Annotated in this window: 12 protein-coding genes; 4 read left to right on the top strand and 8 right to left on the bottom strand. The window is 70.9% G+C overall.

The features are described from left to right. The 6 genes from araA to ABZT93_RS37560 form a co-directional block, all read right to left on the bottom strand. The coding region (araA, locus tag ABZT93_RS37585) for an L-arabinose isomerase (protein ID WP_356113136.1) at positions 1–1,498 on the bottom strand (1,498 nt) is incomplete at its 3' end. Positions 1,499–1,549: 51 nt separating this feature from the next. After that, positions 1,550–3,232 carry a ribulokinase gene (araB, locus tag ABZT93_RS37580; protein ID WP_356113134.1) on the bottom strand — a complete coding sequence of 561 codons (1,683 nt, stop codon included), beginning with the start codon at positions 3,230–3,232 and terminating at the stop codon, positions 1,550–1,552. Positions 3,233–3,319: 87 nt separating this feature from the next. Then, on the bottom strand, positions 3,320–4,339 hold the full coding sequence (locus tag ABZT93_RS37575; RefSeq protein ID WP_356113132.1) for an ABC transporter permease: 1,020 nt from the start codon (positions 4,337–4,339) through the stop codon (positions 3,320–3,322). After that, positions 4,336–5,901: a sugar ABC transporter ATP-binding protein gene (locus ABZT93_RS37570; protein ID WP_356113131.1), complete on the bottom strand. Its 1,566-nt coding sequence runs from the start codon at positions 5,899–5,901 to the stop codon at positions 4,336–4,338. Before ABZT93_RS37570 ends, ABZT93_RS37575 begins: the two co-directional genes overlap by 4 nt. A 2-nt stretch (positions 5,902–5,903) precedes the next feature. Next, complete coding sequence (locus ABZT93_RS37565) at positions 5,904–7,046, bottom strand: substrate-binding domain-containing protein (protein ID WP_356113129.1); 1,143 nt, start codon at positions 7,044–7,046, stop codon at positions 5,904–5,906. A 391-nt stretch (positions 7,047–7,437) separates the two neighbouring features. Beyond that, complete coding sequence (locus tag ABZT93_RS37560) at positions 7,438–8,487, bottom strand: substrate-binding domain-containing protein (protein WP_356113127.1); 1,050 nt, start codon at positions 8,485–8,487, stop codon at positions 7,438–7,440. A gap of 580 nt (positions 8,488–9,067) precedes the next feature. Between ABZT93_RS37560 and ABZT93_RS37555 the strand changes: the two genes are divergently transcribed. Together ABZT93_RS37555 and ABZT93_RS37550 are read left to right on the top strand one after the other, a co-directional pair. Beyond that, the gene (locus ABZT93_RS37555; protein WP_356113125.1) at positions 9,068–10,573 is read left to right on the top strand and encodes an arabinofuranosidase catalytic domain-containing protein; all 1,506 of its coding nucleotides are present in this window, start codon (positions 9,068–9,070) and stop codon (positions 10,571–10,573) included. A 112-nt stretch (positions 10,574–10,685) separates the two neighbouring features. Further along, positions 10,686–13,304 carry a LamG-like jellyroll fold domain-containing protein gene (locus tag ABZT93_RS37550; protein ID WP_356113123.1) on the top strand — a complete coding sequence of 873 codons (2,619 nt, stop codon included), beginning with the start codon at positions 10,686–10,688 and terminating at the stop codon, positions 13,302–13,304. Between the two features lie 74 nt (positions 13,305–13,378). On the opposite strand, the gene ABZT93_RS37545 is transcribed toward ABZT93_RS37550, so the two are convergent. Then, positions 13,379–14,056, bottom strand: coding sequence for a uracil-DNA glycosylase (locus ABZT93_RS37545; RefSeq protein ID WP_356113121.1), 678 nt, complete (start codon positions 14,054–14,056; stop codon positions 13,379–13,381). A gap of 179 nt (positions 14,057–14,235) precedes the next feature. Here ABZT93_RS37545 and ABZT93_RS37540 point away from each other — a divergent pair, with 179 nt between their 5' ends. Next, entirely contained in the window at positions 14,236–15,228 is a 993-nt protein-coding gene (locus ABZT93_RS37540) for a BadF/BadG/BcrA/BcrD ATPase family protein (protein ID WP_356113119.1), read from the top strand. A 95-nt stretch (positions 15,229–15,323) separates the two neighbouring features. Continuing rightward, on the top strand, positions 15,324–16,247 hold the full coding sequence (locus tag ABZT93_RS37535; RefSeq protein ID WP_356113118.1) for a hypothetical protein: 924 nt from the start codon (positions 15,324–15,326) through the stop codon (positions 16,245–16,247). A gap of 79 nt (positions 16,248–16,326) precedes the next feature. Here ABZT93_RS37535 and ABZT93_RS37530 read toward each other — a convergent pair whose 3' ends face one another. Continuing rightward, positions 16,327–17,358, bottom strand: a complete 1,032-nt coding sequence (locus ABZT93_RS37530; protein ID WP_356113116.1) for a lactonase family protein — start codon at positions 17,356–17,358, stop codon at positions 16,327–16,329. Positions 17,359–17,402: the final 44 nt, after the last annotated feature.

Here is a 17,402-nt window from a genome sequence, read left to right as displayed (position 1 = left end):
GGTGGTAGGCGGCGTTCCAGCGGATCTCCTTGGCGAACTGCTCGGTGCTGGTGTTCTCGTCGATGGTGAGCAGTTCGACACCGGTCATCGCGGCGAAGTCGCTCAGCGTCTCGGCGTCCACGGCGGAGCTGAGCACCGTGTGGTGCGGAGCGCCGGCCAGCAACCAGCTCTCCGCGGACTCGGCCAGCGAGGGACGCGGCTTCCACACCGCCCTCGCGACCGGAAGCTGAGGCAGCGGCTGGCTCGGAGCGATGACGTCGACGGCGTTGGCGGTCAGCCGGAAGCGGTCGCCCAGGTCGGCCAGCCCGACGACGACGGCGGGGCCCTCGGCCGCGTTGAAGACCAGGCGGACGGGGTCCTCGCGGCCGCCGATGGACAGCGGGTGGATCTCGCAACTGGGCCGGTCGGCGGCCACCGAGGGGCAGACCTCCAGCATGTGGGCGCCGAGGACACGCGGAGTGCCGGGGCCCAGGTGGTAGGTGTAGTCCTCCATGAAAGTGGTGCCGCCGGGTTGACCGGCGCCCATGACCTTCATCGTGCGCAGCAGCGCGGAGGTCTTCCAGTCGCCCTCGCCGCCGAAGCCGTAGCCGTCGGCCATCAGCCGCTGCACGGCCAGGCCGGGCAGCTGGCGCAGCCCGCCCAGGTCCTCGAAGTTGGTGGTGAACGCGGTGAAGCCGCCCTCGGTGAGGAAGGTGCGCAGGCCCAGTTCCTGACGGGCGGCGTACAGGAGCGAGTCGTGGCGGATGCCGCCGGGGCGCAGGGCGGGCACGACGTCGTAGGACTCGACATACTCTTCGGCGAGTTTCGCGGCGGCCTTGTCCTCGACCGCGTCGACGACGGCGACCAGGTCGTTGACCCCGTAGGTGTTCACGGAGAAGCCGAACCTCAGCTGCGCCTCGACCTTGTCGCCCTCGGTCACCGCGACATCGCGCATGTTGTCGCCGAAGCGCGCCAGGCGCAGGGTGCGTGCCGCGTGACGCCCGGCCGCGGCCCGGGTCCAGGCGGCGACCCGCCTCACGACCCGGGGGTCCGTGCTGTGACCGGCGACGATCTTGCGGTTGACGCCGACCCGGGACTCTATGTGGGCGAACTCGCGGTCACCGTGGGCGGCCTGGTTGAGGTTCATGAAATGCATGTCGATGCTCGACCAGGGCAGCGACAGGTTGTACTGCGTGTGCAGATGCAGCACAGGCCGGTCCAGGGCGCTGAGCCCGGCGATCCACATCTTCGCCGGGGAGAAGGTGTGCATCCACACGATCACGCCGACACAGGTGTCCGAGGCGGTGGCCTCCAGGCACAGCCGCCGGATCGACTCGGCGTCGGTGAGGACGGGCTTCCACACGATCCGCAGGGGAATCTGGGGCGAGGCGTCGAGCCGTTCGGCGATCTGCCGTGACTGGTGGGCGACCTGCTGCAGGGTGTCGTCGCCGTACAGGCCCTGGCTGCCGGTCAGAAACCAGATCTCCTGGCCGGTCGACGGCCCTTCGGATGCGGTCATGGCGGGGTTCCTTTCGGGTGGAGCGGTTTGCGGTGGGGACGGGCGGACCGCTCAGGCGGACGCCTCGGCGCGGATACCGCGCAGACGGTGCATGACGTCGTTGGTGCCGCGGCCGAAGTAGTCGTGCAGGACCCGGTATTCGTCGTAGAGGCGGTCGTAGGCCGCGGCGCGTTCCGGGTCCGGCTGGTACACGCCCCGTTCGGCGTTGCCCATGGCGTGCGCCGCGGCCTGGATGTCGGGGTACGCCCCGGCCGCGACCGCGGCGTGCATCGCGGCGCCGAGAGCCGGCCCCTGTGCCGAGCCGATGATGCTCAGCGGGCGGCGGGTGACATCGGCGTAGATCTGCATGAGCAGGGCGTTCTTCATCAGACCGCCCGCGATGATCAGTTCGTGGACGGGTACCCCGGACGTCTCGAAGGCCTCGATGATGGTGCGGGTGCCGAAGGCGGTGGCCTCCAGCAGGGCGCGGTAGACGTCCTCGGGCCGGGTCGAGAGGGTCAGCCCCACGACCACGCCGCTCAGTTCGTGGTCGACCAGCACCGAGCGGTTGCCGCTGTGCCAGTCCAGGGCGATCAGGCCGTGCTCGCCCACCTTCTGCCCGGCCGCGAGCGCGGTCAGGTGCTCGTGCGGGTCGCGGCCGAGGGCGGCGGCCTCTTCGGCGTACGCGGCGGGGAACCCGGTGCGTACGAACCAGGCGAAGATGTCGCCGACGCCGCTCTGTCCGGCCTCGTAGCCCCACAGGCCCGGCAGGATGCCGCCGTCGACGACACCGCACATGCCGGGCACCATGCCCTGCTGGTCGGAGCTCATCACATGGCAGGTCGAGGTGCCCATGATGGCCACCATCTGCCCCGGCTCCACCGCCCCGGCGGCGGGTGCGGTGACATGCGCGTCGACGTTGCCCACGCACACCGCGATGCCTTCCGGCAGCCCCGTCCAGGCCGCGGCCTCGGCCGTCAGCTGCCCGGCCTTCGCGCCCAACGCACCGATCGGGTGCTCCAGTTTCTCCGTCACGAAGTCGTCGAAGCCGGGGGCGAGCGCTTCCACGTAGGCCCGGGAGGGGTAGGCGCCGTCCTGGTACTGACCCTTGTATCCGGCCGTGCAGGCATTGCGCAGATATGTGCCGCACAGCTGCCACACGATCCAGTCCGCGGCCTCCACCCACCGCTCCATGCGGCCGTAGACCTCCGGATCCTCCTCCAGGACCTGCAGCGCCTTGGCGAACTCCCACTCCGAGGAGATCTTCCCGCCGTACCGCTGGAGCCAGGGCTCCTTGCGTTCGGCGGCCAGCGTGGTGATGCGGTCGGCCTGTGCCTGGGCGGCGTGGTGGCGCCACAGCTTCACGTAGGCGTGCGGACGGGCGGTGTACTCGGGCAGTTCGCACAGGGGCGTGCCGTCGGCGAGCGCGGGCAGCACCGTGCAGGCGGTGAAGTCGGTGCCGATGCCGATGACCTGCTCGGGCCCCACTCCGGAGCGGGCCAGGGCCTCGGGTACGGCGATGCGCAGGACGTCGATGTAGTCCGACGGCACCTGCAGGGCCCAGTCCGGGGGCAGCCTGGTGCCGTCCGGCAGTTCGCGGTCCAGCACCGCGTGCGGGTACTCGTGCTGGGCCGTCCCCAGCTCCGCACCGTCGCGCACCCGGACCACCACGGCCCGGCCGGACAGCGTCCCGAAGTCGACTCCTACGACGCACGGTTCCGGGTTCCCGGCCGACTCGCCTCCGGCGTTCACCATCAGCCTCCTCCACACAGGGGTGTTCGACATGTCGATCGATGTTCGAAAAAATGCGAGCGGTTGACCGGCCAGGTCGGCCGGAACGTCCTAACCCCGGCTTCTGCCGAAGTAGCGGGCGCGTGCCCGGTCGAGCAGGATGGCGACGCCGAGGACCGCTCCCTGCACCACCTGCTGGTCGTACGGGCTGACCTTGAGGGCGAGCAGGCCGTTGGTGATGAACTCCAGCAGGATCGCGCCGGCCGCGATGCCCGCGATACGGCCCTCGCCGCCGGAGAGGGACATCCCGCCGACCACCGCGGCGGCGATCGCGGTCAGTTCCCAGCCCGCGCCGACCGAGGGGTCGGCCACGTTCATACGGCCGATCACCAGGATGCCGACCAGGCCGGCGAGGGCCGCGCTGGCGACGTACGTGGAGGTGATCCGGCGCGCGGTCGGGATGCCGGCCAGCCGGGCGGCCTCCTTGTTGCCGCCGACCGCGTAGATCTGCCGGCCCACGTAGGTGCGCTCCAGCACGAACCAGGCGACGGCGGCCGCGCCGACGAAGAACAGTGCGGGGACCGGGACTTCACCGAGGTAGTACTGACTCAGGTTGCTGAACATCGGGTCGAGGTCGTTGATGGGCGAGCCGCTGGTGATCGCGAGTGCCGTGCCCTGTGCGACGGTGTAGGTGACCAGGGTGATCACGAAGGGCGGCACGTTCAGGCGGGTGACCATGATGCCGTGCCAGAGTCCGACGCCGGCGGTGATCACCAGCGTGAGCAGGATCGCGACGGGCGCGGGCAGGCCCTCGTCGACGTTCATCCAGCCGGCCAGGATGCCGGCCAGGCCGGCCAGCGCGCCCACGGACAGGTCGATGCCGCCGGTCAGGATGACCAGGGATTCGCCGATCGCGAGGATGCCGACCTGCGACAGGTCGCGGCCCATCACCTGGAGGTTGCCCACCGCCGTGTACGTCTGCGCGTTGGCGGCGATCGACAGGAACACCACCACGCAGGCGATGATCACGCCGGCCTCCGGTGAGGCGGCGAGTCTGCGGGCGAGGGTCCGCACGGCCGAACGGGACGGCGGCGCGACCTCGTTCGGGACGAGCGTGCTCTGCGCGCTCATGCTGTGGCTCCGTTCGTCACTGGGTGTGTCTCAAGAGGAGCGGTACCGGCCGCGGCCGTCATGATCCGTTCCTTGGTGGCGTCGGCCCGGTCGATGACCGTGACCACCCGCCCGTGGTTCATCACCGCGATGCGGTGACAGATCCACAGCAGTTCCTCCAGTTCGGAGGAGGCGACCACCAGCGCCATGCCCTGCTCGGCCGCCCGGTCGATCAGCTTGTAGATCTCCGCCTTCGCGCCGACGTCCACACCGCGGGTCGGCTCGTCGAGCAGCAGCAGTCGCGGTTCGGCGGCGAACGCCCGGCCGAAGATGGCCCGTTGCTGGTTGCCACCGGACAGCGAGCCAATCGGCTGCTCCACCGACTGCATCCGTACGTTGACGTTCTCAGTGATCTTGCGTGCCTCGACGCGTTCCCGGCCCGGGCCGAGCAGGCCGCGGGTGCTGATCCGCTTGAGCACGGAGACGACGACGTTTGCCCGGATCGAGGCGAACAGCACCAGTGACTGTTCCTTGCGGTCCTCCGGGATCAGGGCGATCCCGGCCGCCACGCCGTCGCCGGCGCCCCGCGGCTGGTAGGGCTCGCCGCCCAGCCGCATCCGGCCGCCCGTGGCGGGCTGTGCGCCGGCGATCGTGTGGACCAGGCGGCTGCGGCCGGAGCCCATCAGCCCGGCCACGCCGAGGATCTCACCCTCGCGCACCTCCAGGTCGACGGGTCCGAGACCGTCCGCGGTCAGGCCCTCGACCTGCAGCAGGACCGGGCTCGTCGCCGGCGGCGCCTTCGGCTCACCCTGGGTGACCTCACCGCCGACCATCTCCCGGATCAGCCGTTCCTCGGTGGCCTCGGCAGGTTCCAGGTCGGCCACCAGCCTGCCGTTGCGCAGCACCAGAACCCGGTCGCTGATATCGCGCACCTCGTCCAGACGGTGCCCGATGAACAGCACTGTGCCGCCGCGTTCGGCCAGTTGCCGGGCGAGGCCCAGCACCATCTCGGCCTCGACGGGTCCGAGGGAGGAGGTCGGCTCGTCCAGGATCAGCAGCTTGGGTTCACGGCCCCAGGCCTTCGCGATCTCGATCATCTGACGGGTCGGCACCGGAAGGGTGCGCACCTCCCGGCCCACCTCTATGGTCTCGGCGGACAGGCCGATCTCCGCCAGCATCGCCTCGGCCTCGGCCCGCTGCGCCGCACGGTCCACCAGGAACCGGCGCCTGGACTCGCGCGGGCGGCGGCCGAGGAGGAGATTCTCGGCCACCGACAGCTGGCCGACCAGCGGGAACTCCTGGGAGACCATGGCGACTCCGAGCTGACCCGCCGCCTCGGTGGACCCCGCGACCAGGGGCTCGCCGCCGATCAGGATCTCGCCGTCGTCCCGGTGGACCGATCCGGCCAGGGTGCCCATCAACGTGGACTTCCCGGCACCGTTCTCGCCGACCACGCCGACCACCTGCCCGGCGTACAGGTCCAGTTCCGGCAGGTCCAGGACGCGCACCGGTCCGTAGGACTTGTGCACCCCCCGCAGCCGTGCGGTGACCGCGCGGCCCGGGGCGTTCTTCGTGGCCGTCATGCTCAGCCGATCCCGAGCTGCGACTCGAGGGACTGGTAGGCGCTCAGGTCGGACTTGGTGACCAGGCCCACGCCGGAGCTCAGGGTCGAACCGTCCTTCTCCAGGTAGGGCTTGACGAGCGCCATCGTCTTGTCCTTGCCGAGCACCTTCTCCGCGGCCAGGATGTACGCCCCGGTGTAGCCCTGCTGGTACGGCATCTGCACGACGGTCCCGGAGATCACGCCGGACTTGATGAACTTCAGCGTCTGGGCGTCGGAGTCGTCGGAGACGATGTGTACCGAGGCCGTCTTGCCGGCCGAGGTGACGGCCTGGGCCAGTGCGGGGCCGTCGTAGGAGTAGACGCCGTAGAGACCGTTGACGTCCGGGTTGTTCGCGAGGATGGTCTCCGCGTCCGAAGTCGCCGTGCTGGCCTGGAGGTTGTCGTTGACCTTCTGCGCGACGGTGATCTTGGTGCCCTTGAGCGCGTCCTCGAAGCCCTGGATGCGCTGGGTGGCGTTGGACGCGGTGAGCGAGCCGACCAGGATAGCCACCTTGCCCTTTCCGCCGAGGACCTGCTTCATCGCGGTGCCCGCCTGGAAGCCGGCGGTGTAGTTGGGGGTGCCCAGGTAGAGCGAGGCGGCGTCGGTGCCCGGCAGCGGCGAGTCGATCGCGAGGACGCCGATGCCCTTCTGGACGTCGGTGTGAATGGTTCCCGCGGCCGAGGTCGGGTCGATCGCCGAGATCGAGTAACCGGTGACACCCTGCGAACGCAGCGTCTCCAGCTCGGAGTTCTGCTCGGTCAGCTTGCCGTTCGGCGGGGCGAAGTAGGTGCACTTGCTCTTCGGGACGCCGAGGTCGGAGCAGCCCTTGAGGAAGCCGACCTGCCCGGCCTTCCAGTAGTCGGCGGCCACGTTCACGACCATCGCGATGTCGACCTTGGACAGGTCCTTTCCGGCCAGCGCGGACTTCAGCGCCGCGTCCAGCTTGGCGAGGTTCGCCTGGTTGAAGGTGACCGAACCGGCCAGCGCGACCGGGGCGGCGGCCTTCGTGCCGGTCGAGCCGGTGGTGTCGGAGCCGCCCGCGTTCTTGGAGCAGCCGGCGGCGGCGAGCGAGAGGAGCACGGCGGTCGCGGTGACCAGGGTGCGGGACCTTCTGTTTCGGATCATGGGTGATCAGCGCCCTTCTAGGCGTGGCTGGTTGGTGTCTCGGGACGTCTGGAACGCCGGGAACGCGCACCTGTGCACGGGCATGCCGGTGCCGGGGAGGCGGGAACAGGTGCGGGGGCCGCTGGGAAGCGGTACGTGGCACAGGACGCCGGGGTCGCCGGGCGGGGGGCTCATCGGAGTGAGCGCGGCGAGGGCGCGGGGTGCCTGAGGATGGCTCAGGGCTGAGGAGAGGCCGGCCGCCCGGGGCGGTGGGCCGAGGTGGAGCTGTCGTACCTCGTGGAGGTCACGGCCGACCCCTCACGGTCGGCGGGCGGCGGAACTCCGTACGGCACGCGGCTCACAACAGGCTGTGCCGGCAAGGGCATTGGGGTGGAGCGTCAGCGGGGGGCTGTCATGTCGGGCTTTCCGTTCGGTGTCGCGGGCGGGTCGCCGAGGTCCGCACCACGAGGCTGGGCGGTATGACGATGTGGGGTCTGTCCCCGGACGCCGGGATCCCGGCGTCCGGATCACCGACGATCTCGATCAGCGCGCGGAGGGCGCGGCGGCCGAGTTCGTCGAAGTCCTGGCGGACGGTGGTCAGCGACGGGCCGAAGTACTCGGTCTCCGGCATGTCGTCGAAACCGACGACGCTGATGTCCTCGGGCACTCGGCGCCCGCCCTGTTGCAGGGCCCGCAGCAGGCCGAGGGCCATGTGGTCGTTGGCGCAGAACACCGCGGTGACCTCGGGGTCGGTGGCGATCCGCCGGCCGTGCTCGTATCCGGTACGGGCCGTCCAGTCGGCGCCGGCCAGCGCCTGGGGCACGGGAGCGTCCCGCTTCTCCAGGGCGGCGCGCCAGCCGGCCTCGCGCTCCTGTGCGTCGAGCCAGGAACGCGGCCCGACCAGGTGGTGCACCGTGCGATGGCCGAGGTCGAGCAGATAGGAGGTGGCGAGTTCGGCACCCGCCTCGTTGTCCACGGCGACCGAGGCCAGCGCGGTGTGGGTGCCGCAGCCCACCGCGACCAGGGGTACGTCAGGAGGCACGTTCGCCAGTGCGCCCACCGCCGCGGTCTGCGGCGCGATGACGATGATGCCCTCCACGCCCTGGTTGCGCAGCCGGTCGACGGCGTCCAGCACCGAACGCCGGTCGAGTGTGCCGACCGCGGCCACGGTGACGAAGTACTCGTGCTGTCTGGCCGCCTGCTCGATGCCGTAGAGCATGCAGGCCGGGCCGTACAGCGTGGTGTTGAAGCTGATCACACCCAGAGTGCGGGTGCGGCGGGTCGCCAGGGTGCGGGCGGCGGCGTTGGGCCGGTAGCCGAGTTCGCGGACGGCTGCGAGCACCCGCTCCCGGGTGGTGGCCCGCACGTTCGGGTGGTCGTGGAGGACTCGGGAGACGGTCTGGTGCGAGACACCGGCGATCCGGGCCACGTCCGCCATCACCGGTGCGCGATCCCCGTCCATGCTCCGCCTCCTCACGCGCCGTCAGATTCTTCCGACCGATTGCTTCTCCGGTGGGAGGAGCACGTCGTGCCGAATTGTTAGCGCACACAATCTGCGGGGGTCAAGGTTGCCCCGACCCCTCACCTTCGCCTTTTTGCGACCCCTATGCCTTGCGCCACATCCCATCTGACCTGCAGTCACCTCACCCATCAAGATCCTTTCCGGTGCGGTGACACACCCGGGTAAACAGACTGCACAGGTTTTGTTTCCGCACTCTTGACTGTTCGACGGTGTTGACCCGCTATTCATACGGCCGTAAAAAGACGGGGCGCGGAACCGATCGTTCATTCGCCGACCACGCGAGAACGGCACCCCCACAGGTCGCGAGACCGCCTCAATCCACTGCTCTGACCTGCCGTGATGCTCCGAGCGGCACCGAACGGCCAACGCAGTGCCCAGTCCGGCCTTCTCCCCATCACCCTTCCCGTGCCGCTCGATCGAGTGACGACACCCGCGGGTTCGCATTGTTAGCGCCCACATCGAGTCTCCCGGAGCCTGCGGCGCCGGACGAGACAAGAACCGACGACGGAAGAGGTTCACAGTGAAAACTCCAGCGACAGGCCGACGCCTGAGAGGGCTCCTGCTGACGGTGGGCGCGGTCCTCACCCTGGTCGGGGGGATCCTCGCCGGGATCGTCGGCGTCGCGGGCACGGCCCAGGCCGCCTCGTCCCTGCCCTGCGACATCTACGCGTCCGCGGGGACACCGTGCGCCGCGGCGCACAGCACCACTCGGGCGCTCTACGCCTCGTACAACGGCTCCCTCTACCAGGTCAAGCGTGCTTCGGACGGCGCGACCACCAACATCGGCGTCCTCAGCGCCGGCGGCTACGCCAACGCCGCGGCACAGGACTCCTTCTGCTCCGGCACGACCTGCGTCATCACCAAGATCTACGACCAGAGCGCGAACCACAACGACCTGACCATCGAGGGGCCGGGCGGCAACGGCGGCCAGGACGTCGGCGCGATCGCCGACGCACTGCCGGTCACGGTCGGCGGCCACGCGGCGTACGGCGTCTTCGTCTCCGCCGGCGTCGGTTACCGCGACAACAGCACCACGGGTATCGCCACCGGCAGCTCCCCCGAGGGCGCGTACATGGTGACCAGCGGCCACCATGTGAACAACCGCTGCTGCTTCGACTACGGCAACGCCGAGACGTCGGGCAACGACACCGGCAACGGCCACATGGACGCGATCAACTTCGGCACGGAGTGCTGGTTCTCGCCCTGCTCGGGGTCGGGCCCGTGGGTCCAGGCCGACCTGGAGAACGGTCTGTTCGCCGGCGGCAACGGCTCGAACACCAACAACAAGGGCAACTCCAGCGAGTTCGTCACCGCCCTGGAGAAGAACAACGGCACGACGACGTACGCGATCAAGGGCGGCAACGCGCAATCGGGATCGTTGACCACCTGGTACAACGGGGCCCTCCCCAACCTCGGCGGGTACACCCCGATGCACATGGAGGGCGCCATCGTCCTCGGCACCGGCGGTGACGACAGCAACGGCTCCGACGGCTCCTTCCTCGAGGGCGTCATGACCTCCGGCTACCCGACCGACGCCGCCGACAACGCCGTACAGGCCAACATCACCTCCGTCAACTACACCACCCCGGCCGCGAGCTTCCCCGTCGCCGGCACCGCCTACCGACTCACCAACACCAACTCCGGCAAGGTCCTGGACGCGGTGAACTGCGGTACCGCCAACGGGACGTCGATCGACATCTGGGCCTCGCTCGGCAACACCTGCCAGCAGTGGAAGTTCGCCAGCGCGGGCAACGGCCACTACACCATCAGCAACGTCAACAGCGGCACGGTCCTGGACGACAAGAACTGCGGACAGAGCAACGGCACGGCCGTCCAGCTGTGGGCCTCGCTCGGCAACACCTGCCAGCAGTGGGACGTCACCAAGGTCGGCAGCCACTACACCCTCACCAACGTCAACACCGGGATGACGCTGGACGTGGCGAACTGCGGGACGGCCAACGGCACCGCGGTCCGCCAGTGGCAGCAGCTCGACAACGCCTGCCAGCAGTGGAACATCGCCCCCTGACCGGATGACGGAGTCATCGCGGGCCCGTCGGCCCTCCCCACCGACGGGCCCGCGGCCACTCTCGACCGCCCCTCGATTCGTCCGATGAACAGCTGAACAAAGGAACTTCCGCATGCCCTCGCACCCCGGACCGTCCCGCAGGACCGTCCTGACAGCCCTCGGTGCCGCGTCCCTGGCCGGGACCTTCGCCGCCTCCGCTCCCGCCTCGGCCGCCGAACGCTCCGGCCCGAGCGCGGACGCGGCTGCCGTAGACCTCCCCGCCGCGGCCGCGCACTGGAGCTTCGACGAGGGCTCCGGTACCTCCGCCGCCGACTCGTCCGGCAACGGCCACAACGCCACGCTCCAGGAGGCGGCCGCCTGGGACACCGGCAAGGTCGGCGCCCACAGCCTGAGCCTCACAGCCGGCGGCAACGCCACCGCGTCCGGGCCCGTCGTCGACACCTCCAGGGCGTTCTCGGTGGCCGCCTGGGTCAACCTCAGCCAACTGGGCGGCTACCAGACCGCCGTGAGCATCGACGGCAAGGTCGTGAGCTCCTTCTACCTGGGGCTGCGCGACGACACCGGCACCTTCGCCTTCGCCCGCCTCGACTCGGACGCCACCCAGAACGCCGCCGTTGCTGCCGCCGCCTCGGCCCCCACCGCCGGCGTCTGGACCCACCTGGCCGGCGTCAGCGACCCCGCGGCCGGTGTCACCCGCCTCTACGTCAACGGCGTACTGGAAGGCGAGACCGCCTACACCGCGGGCTGGGCCGGCACCGGCGACACCGCCATCGGCCGGGCCCTCTACGGCGGCGGGCACGTCGACCAGTGGCACGGCCTGATCGACGACGTCCAGCTGTTCCCGAGCGCGCTCACCTCCGACCAGGTCGCGACGCTGGCCGGAGTGCCGGTGGAGACCACGACACCGCTGCTGAGCGTGGACGTCGCCCACCCCGCCCACGCCGTCTCCCCGATCCTCCCCGGACTGATGTTCGAGGACATCAACCACTCCGGCGAGGGCGGCATCTACGCCGAACTGGTGCAGAACCGCTCGATGATGGCCGACGACACCGCGCCCGTGCACTGGTCCGCCGTAGGCGGGACAGCCCTCGCTCTCGACGCCACCACGCCCCTCAACGACGTCCTCAAGCGTTCCCTCAAGGTCGTGCTGCCGAGCGATACCGGCGCCGGAAGCCGGGCCGGGGTGGCCAACGACGGATTCTGGGGCATACCCGTGCGGCCCCGGACCACGTACACCGCGCGGCTGTTCGCCAAGGCGTCGCGCCGGATCGGCCCCCTCACCGTGGCCGTCGAGTCGGCGGACGGCGCGACGGTGTACGCCTCCGCGCGGATCCCCCACCTCGGTACGGCATTCCCCGACCGCCCCTTCGAACTGACCCTGCGCACCGGTTCGGGCGCCCCCGTCACCGGCGACGCGAGACTGACCGTCACCACCGCCGACCCCGCCGCGGCGGGCGAGACCCTGTGGCTCCAGCACGTGTCCCTCTTCCCGCCCACCTACAACAACCGCCCCAACGGCCTGCGCGTCGACCTGATGGAGAAGCTGGTAGCTCTGAAGCCGAAGTTCCTGCGCTTCCCCGGCGGCAACTTCCTGGAGGGCAACACCGTCGCGACCCGCTTCAACTGGAAGAACACCATCGGCCCGGTCTGGGAGCGCCCCGGCCACATGGACGACGCGTGGGGCTACTGGTCCACGGACGGACTCGGACTCCTCGAATACCTGGAGTGGGTCGAGGACATGCGCGCCCAGCCGGTCCTCGCCGTCTTCGCCGGCTACGCGCTCAAGGGCGAACACGTCACCGGCGACGCGCTCGAGCCGTACATCCAGGACGCCCTCGACGAGATCGAGTACGTCACGGGCCCGGTCACCAGCACCTGGGGCGCCCGGCGTGCGGCCGACGGCCACCCGAAGCCGTTCCCGCTGGAGTTCGTGGAGATCGGCAACGAGGACTGGTTCGACTCCTCCGGCTCCTACGACGAGCGGTTCGCCGCGTTCCACGACGCGATCAAGGCGAAGTACCCGCACCTGAAGCTGATCGCCTCGACAACGGTGACGAGCCGCACGCCGGACCTGATCGACGAGCACTACTACCTCGCGCCGTCCGCAGCGCAGGCCGCCACCCACAAGTACGACAACAGGGACCGCGATTCGACGAAGGTCTTCGTCGGTGAATGGGCCGCTCAGGAGGGCCGCCCCACCCCCGACCTCAACGCCGCGCTGGGCGACGCCGCCTGGCTGGCCGGACTGATCCGCAACTCGGACCAGGTCCTCATGGAGTGCTACGCGCCGTTGTTCTCCCACGTCAAGAACAACGTCTGGGCGACCAACCTGATCGCCTACGACAACCTGACCAGCTATGTGTCGCCCAGCTACTGGGCGCAGCAGATGCTCACGAGCAGAGTGGGCGACACCGTGCTGCCGGCCACCGCACGCGCGCTGCCAGGCCTGGCCACCGTGGCCACCCGCGCCGGGAACCGCCTCTACGTCGCGGTCGTCAACTCCGGTACGGAGAAGGTGAGCGTGCCGGTCGAACTGAAGGGCCTGGCCAAGGGAGTCAGGAAGAACGCCACTGCCACCGTCCTGACCGGCCCCTCGCGCACCACCACGAACACCCTCAGCGACCCGGCCGCGCTCGTGCCCAGCACGAGCACCGTCACCGGGGCCGGGGCGAGCTTCACCAGCACCGTGCCGCCGCTGTCCGTCACCGTCCTGGAGCTCGTCCTGACGTGACAGCCTGGCGTCACAGGTGGGGTGGAGCCTCACCGCCGAGGAACGTCAAGCCCCGGAGGGACGACGGCGTCGTACTACGGCAGTTGCCAGTTCACCGGCTGTGCCCCCTGGCCGACCAGCAGGTCATTGGCCCGGCTGAACGGGCGCGAGCCGAAGAAGCCACGGTCCGCCGACATCGGTGAGGGGTGGGCCGACTCGATCGCCGGGAGGTCGCCGAGCAGGGGACGGAGGTTGCGCGCGTCACGGCCCCACAGGATCGACACCAGCGGCTTCCCGCGCGCCGCCAACGCCCGGATGGCCTGTTCGGTGACTTCCTCCCAGCCCTGCCCGCGGTGCGCGCCCGGCTTGCGCGGGGCCGTCGTGAGCGCCCTGTTGAGCAGCAGCACGCCCTGCTCGGTCCACGGCGTCAGATCACCGTTCGACGGCCTCGGCAGCCCGAGGTCGGAGTGCATCTCCCGGAAGATGTTCTCCAGACTCCCCGGCAGGGACCGCACCTCGGGCGCCACCGCGAAACTCAACCCGATGGCCATTCCCGGGGTGGGATAGGGATCCTGGCCCACGATCAGGACGCGGACATCGTCGAAGGGCTGCTGGAAGGCTCTCAGGACGTTGGCCCCGGCCGGCAGATAGGTCCGGCCCGCCGCGATCTCGGCCCGGAGGAAGTCCCCCATGCCCGCGATACGTTCGGCCACAGGTTCAAGAGCCTTCGCCCAGCCTGCTTCGACAAGTTCATACAAGGGTCGTGGTGCCACGGCGCGTCACTCTACTGGCACACACTGATGCCCCGCATGCCCAGGGAAGCCTCCACACGCCGGCCCTGGCGCAGGCGCTATTCTTCCTCCGCATCGAGCTCTTCGAGCCGGTCGGGGCGCCCGCGCGCATCACGCGGCCGGTCATCGGCCGGTCATCGGGAAGGAGGGGGGCCTCCCTCATGGCGGCCGACCGCGGTTGCGGGGACGGGTTCCTCGCCGTCGACTCCGGTGGCTCCGGCCTGCGGGTCGTCGTCGGCACCCCCGGTCGCGGGACCACCGCCCCGCGGGAGTCGCCGGTGCCGGTCCGGACAGGTCCGCGCGGCATCGATCCGGGGCATCTGATGGAGCAACTGGTGCCCATGGTCCGGGCGCTGTCGTCCGAGGCGGGGCTGAGCGGGCTCGGCACCGCCGTCGTCGGGGCGGCCGGTCTCGCGAGCCTGGGCGATGCCCTGCGGGCCGAGCTTCCCGCCGCGCTGGAGCGGGAGTTCGGGGTCCGGTCCGTCGCGCTCGTCGCCGACGCGGTGACCGCCTATACCGGCGCTCTCGGACCGCGTCCGGGTGCGGTCGTCGCCGCCGGTACGGGTCTCGTCGCGATCGGCACCGATCTCAAGTCCTGGCGCCGGGCGGACGGCTGGGGTCATCTGCTGGGCGACTGCGGGGGCGGCGCGTGGATCGGGCGGGCCGGCCTGGAAGCCGCTCTGCGTGCCCACGACGGGCGGCCCGGGGGTTCGGCGGCACTGCTGGTCCGTGCCGAGGAGTCGTTCGGGCCGGTGCGGGAGCTGCCCGGCAGGCTCTACCCGCGCACGGACCGGCCCGCCGTACTCGCCTCCTTCGCGCCCCAGGTGGCGGCGGCCGGTGCCGAGGGCGACCCGGTGGCCGGGGGGATCCTGCGCGAGGCGGCCCGGCACATGGCCGAGTCGGCGGCCGCGGTCTGTCCGGCGGCGGGCGAGACGCATGTCAGCCTCACCGGTGGCTTGTTCAGGATGGGTGCCGCCCTCGTCGTACCCCTGGACGAGGAGCTGGAGCGACTGCTGCCGGGCGCGCGGCGGGTGCCGGCGGCGGGCGGGCCGCTGGAGGGATCCGTACAGATCGCCACAGAACTGGCGTCGGGTTCGCTCACCCTGCCGTGTGACGAGGCGATGTTGTACGTGGTGACCCCAAAGAGGGGCTGAAGCGGACGTAACTCATCAGACAAAACCGGACGGATACCGCTCACCTGCACCCTCCCCGAACAGGGAAGCCCAGGAAGCCAGTAACATGCGTCGCCATGAGCTCCCCCACTGGGCCCGCGTCCGGCCTGCCAGTACGAATGCCGCGACCTCGCCAGCCCGGGCGGCACCGCCGACCCGAGCCGCTGGCGGCTCCCGAGGGCGCGCCCGCGCTCGTCCTCGCGGTGCCGGGTACGCCCGGCGCGGCCACGCGCGGTCTCGCCGAGGAGGTCGTGAGCATCGCCCGCTCCGAGCTGCCCGGCCTCGACGCGCGGATCGGCTACCTGGACGGGGACGACTCGGAGTTCCCCACGCTCCAGGCCGTGCTGGCCCACACCGCCGGTGAGCGCACCGCCCGTTACGAGCAGGCCAAGGCCGCCGGAGTGGACGTCAGGGAGCCCGAGGGTCCCGTCGCCGTCGTGGTGCCGCTGCTCGCCGGGCCGGACAGCTCGCTGCTGCGCCGGATCCGCCAGGCCGTGATGGACAGCCGGATCGCGGCCGACCTCACGGATGTGCTGGGCCCGCACCCGCTGCTCGCCGAGGCGCTGCACGTACGTCTGTCGGAGGCCGGGCTGGCCCGCGCCGACCGCGCTCGCCTGTTCGCCGTGACGACCGCCGCGGACGGCATCATCCTGGGCGCGGTGGGCGGCGAGGAGGCCGTGCAGGCGGCCGGGATCACCGGCATGCTGCTCGCCGCGCGGCTGGCCGTACCGGTGATGGCCGCCGCGCTCGACCAGGACGGTTCGATCGCTTCCATCGCCGATCAGCTGCGCTCCTCCGGTTCGCAGCAGCTGGCTCTCGCGCCGTACCTGATAGGGCCGGAGATCGACCCCGCCGTGATCGAGGAGGCCGCCAAGGAGGCCGGCTGCTCCGCCGCCGAGCCGCTCGGCCCCTACCCGGCGATCGGCAAGCTCGTCCTCGCCAAGTACACGACCGCGCTGGGCATCGCCCCGCAGCAGGCACAGGGCGCCCCCGTGCGCTGAGCGCACGCGCCGTGACCGCGCCACCGAAAGGGCCCGCTCCATCCCTCGGAGCGGGCCCTTCGGCGTGCGGAGTCGGGGATCAGTCGAAGATCACGCAGGACGCGGCCGGGACGTCGATCGAGCCCTCGTACCTGGGCAGGCCGGTCGCCGGGTCCACGGCGAACCAGGTCACCTCGCCGGAACGTTCGTTCGCCACGTACAGGAATCCGCCGGACTCCGTGAGAGCCCTGGGCCAGCGGCCGCCGCAGATGACCGTGCCGACCAGGCGCAGGGCGTCGCCCTCGACGGCGAACGTGGACAGGACGTCCTCGCCCCGGGTCGCGGTCCACACGAACCGGCCGTCGGGGGACGTGACGACGCCTGACGGGTACGCGTCGCCCGAAGGCGCGCCCGACAGCACATGGACCTCGCTCAGGGGCTTCAGCGAACCTTCCTCGGCGTCCCAGCGGCACACGGTGAGGGTCGGGGTGAGCTCGTTGAGGACGTACGCGCGCGTGCCGTCGGGGTGGAAGGCCAGGTGGCGCGGGCCCGAGCCCGGGCGGAGGGCGACCTCGCGGTGTATGTCGAGCGCGCCGTCCGCCAGGGTGCACACCCGTACGGAGTCGGTGCCGAGGTCGACGCTGACGATCCACCGCCCGCTCGGGTCGGGCTGCACCTGATGGGCGTGCGGGCCCTGCTGGCGGGACGGGTGGGGACCCGAGCCGATGTGCCGCAGGACGCCGGAGGGTGCGCCGGCGAGGGAGCCGTCGGGGCGCAGCGGCAGGGTGGTGACGCTGCCGGAGCCGTAGTTGGCGGTGAGGACGTGTCCGGCGTGCACGGAGAGGTGCGTGGGTCCGTTCCCGTCCACCGCCACCGACGGGCCGGCCGGTTGGGGCCGGTCGCCGCTCACCCGGTACGCGGCCACCGCGCCGTCGGCCGTCTCACTGACCGCGTACAGCACGTCCGCGCCGGCCGACAGGGCCAGATACGACGGATCGGGTACGCCGTTCAGACCGCTCAGCACCTTCAGCGCACCCGTGCCCGGGGTCACCGCCGCCGTCACGATGCCGGGGCCTCCCGCCGCCGTGAACGACCCGATCCAGGCCCGTCGCCGTCCGCCGCTTTCTGCCACCGTCGTCCCCTCTCGGTCTGTGCCGCTCGGGGCGACGGTAGCAG

The organism is Streptomyces sp. NPDC005303 (genome assembly GCF_040607335.1).
In the GTDB taxonomy this organism is placed as follows: Bacteria; Actinomycetota; Actinomycetes; order Streptomycetales; family Streptomycetaceae; genus Streptomyces.
The sequence above is the reverse complement of the archived record's forward strand: the minus strand, read 5'-3'. Positions and strand labels throughout refer to the sequence as shown.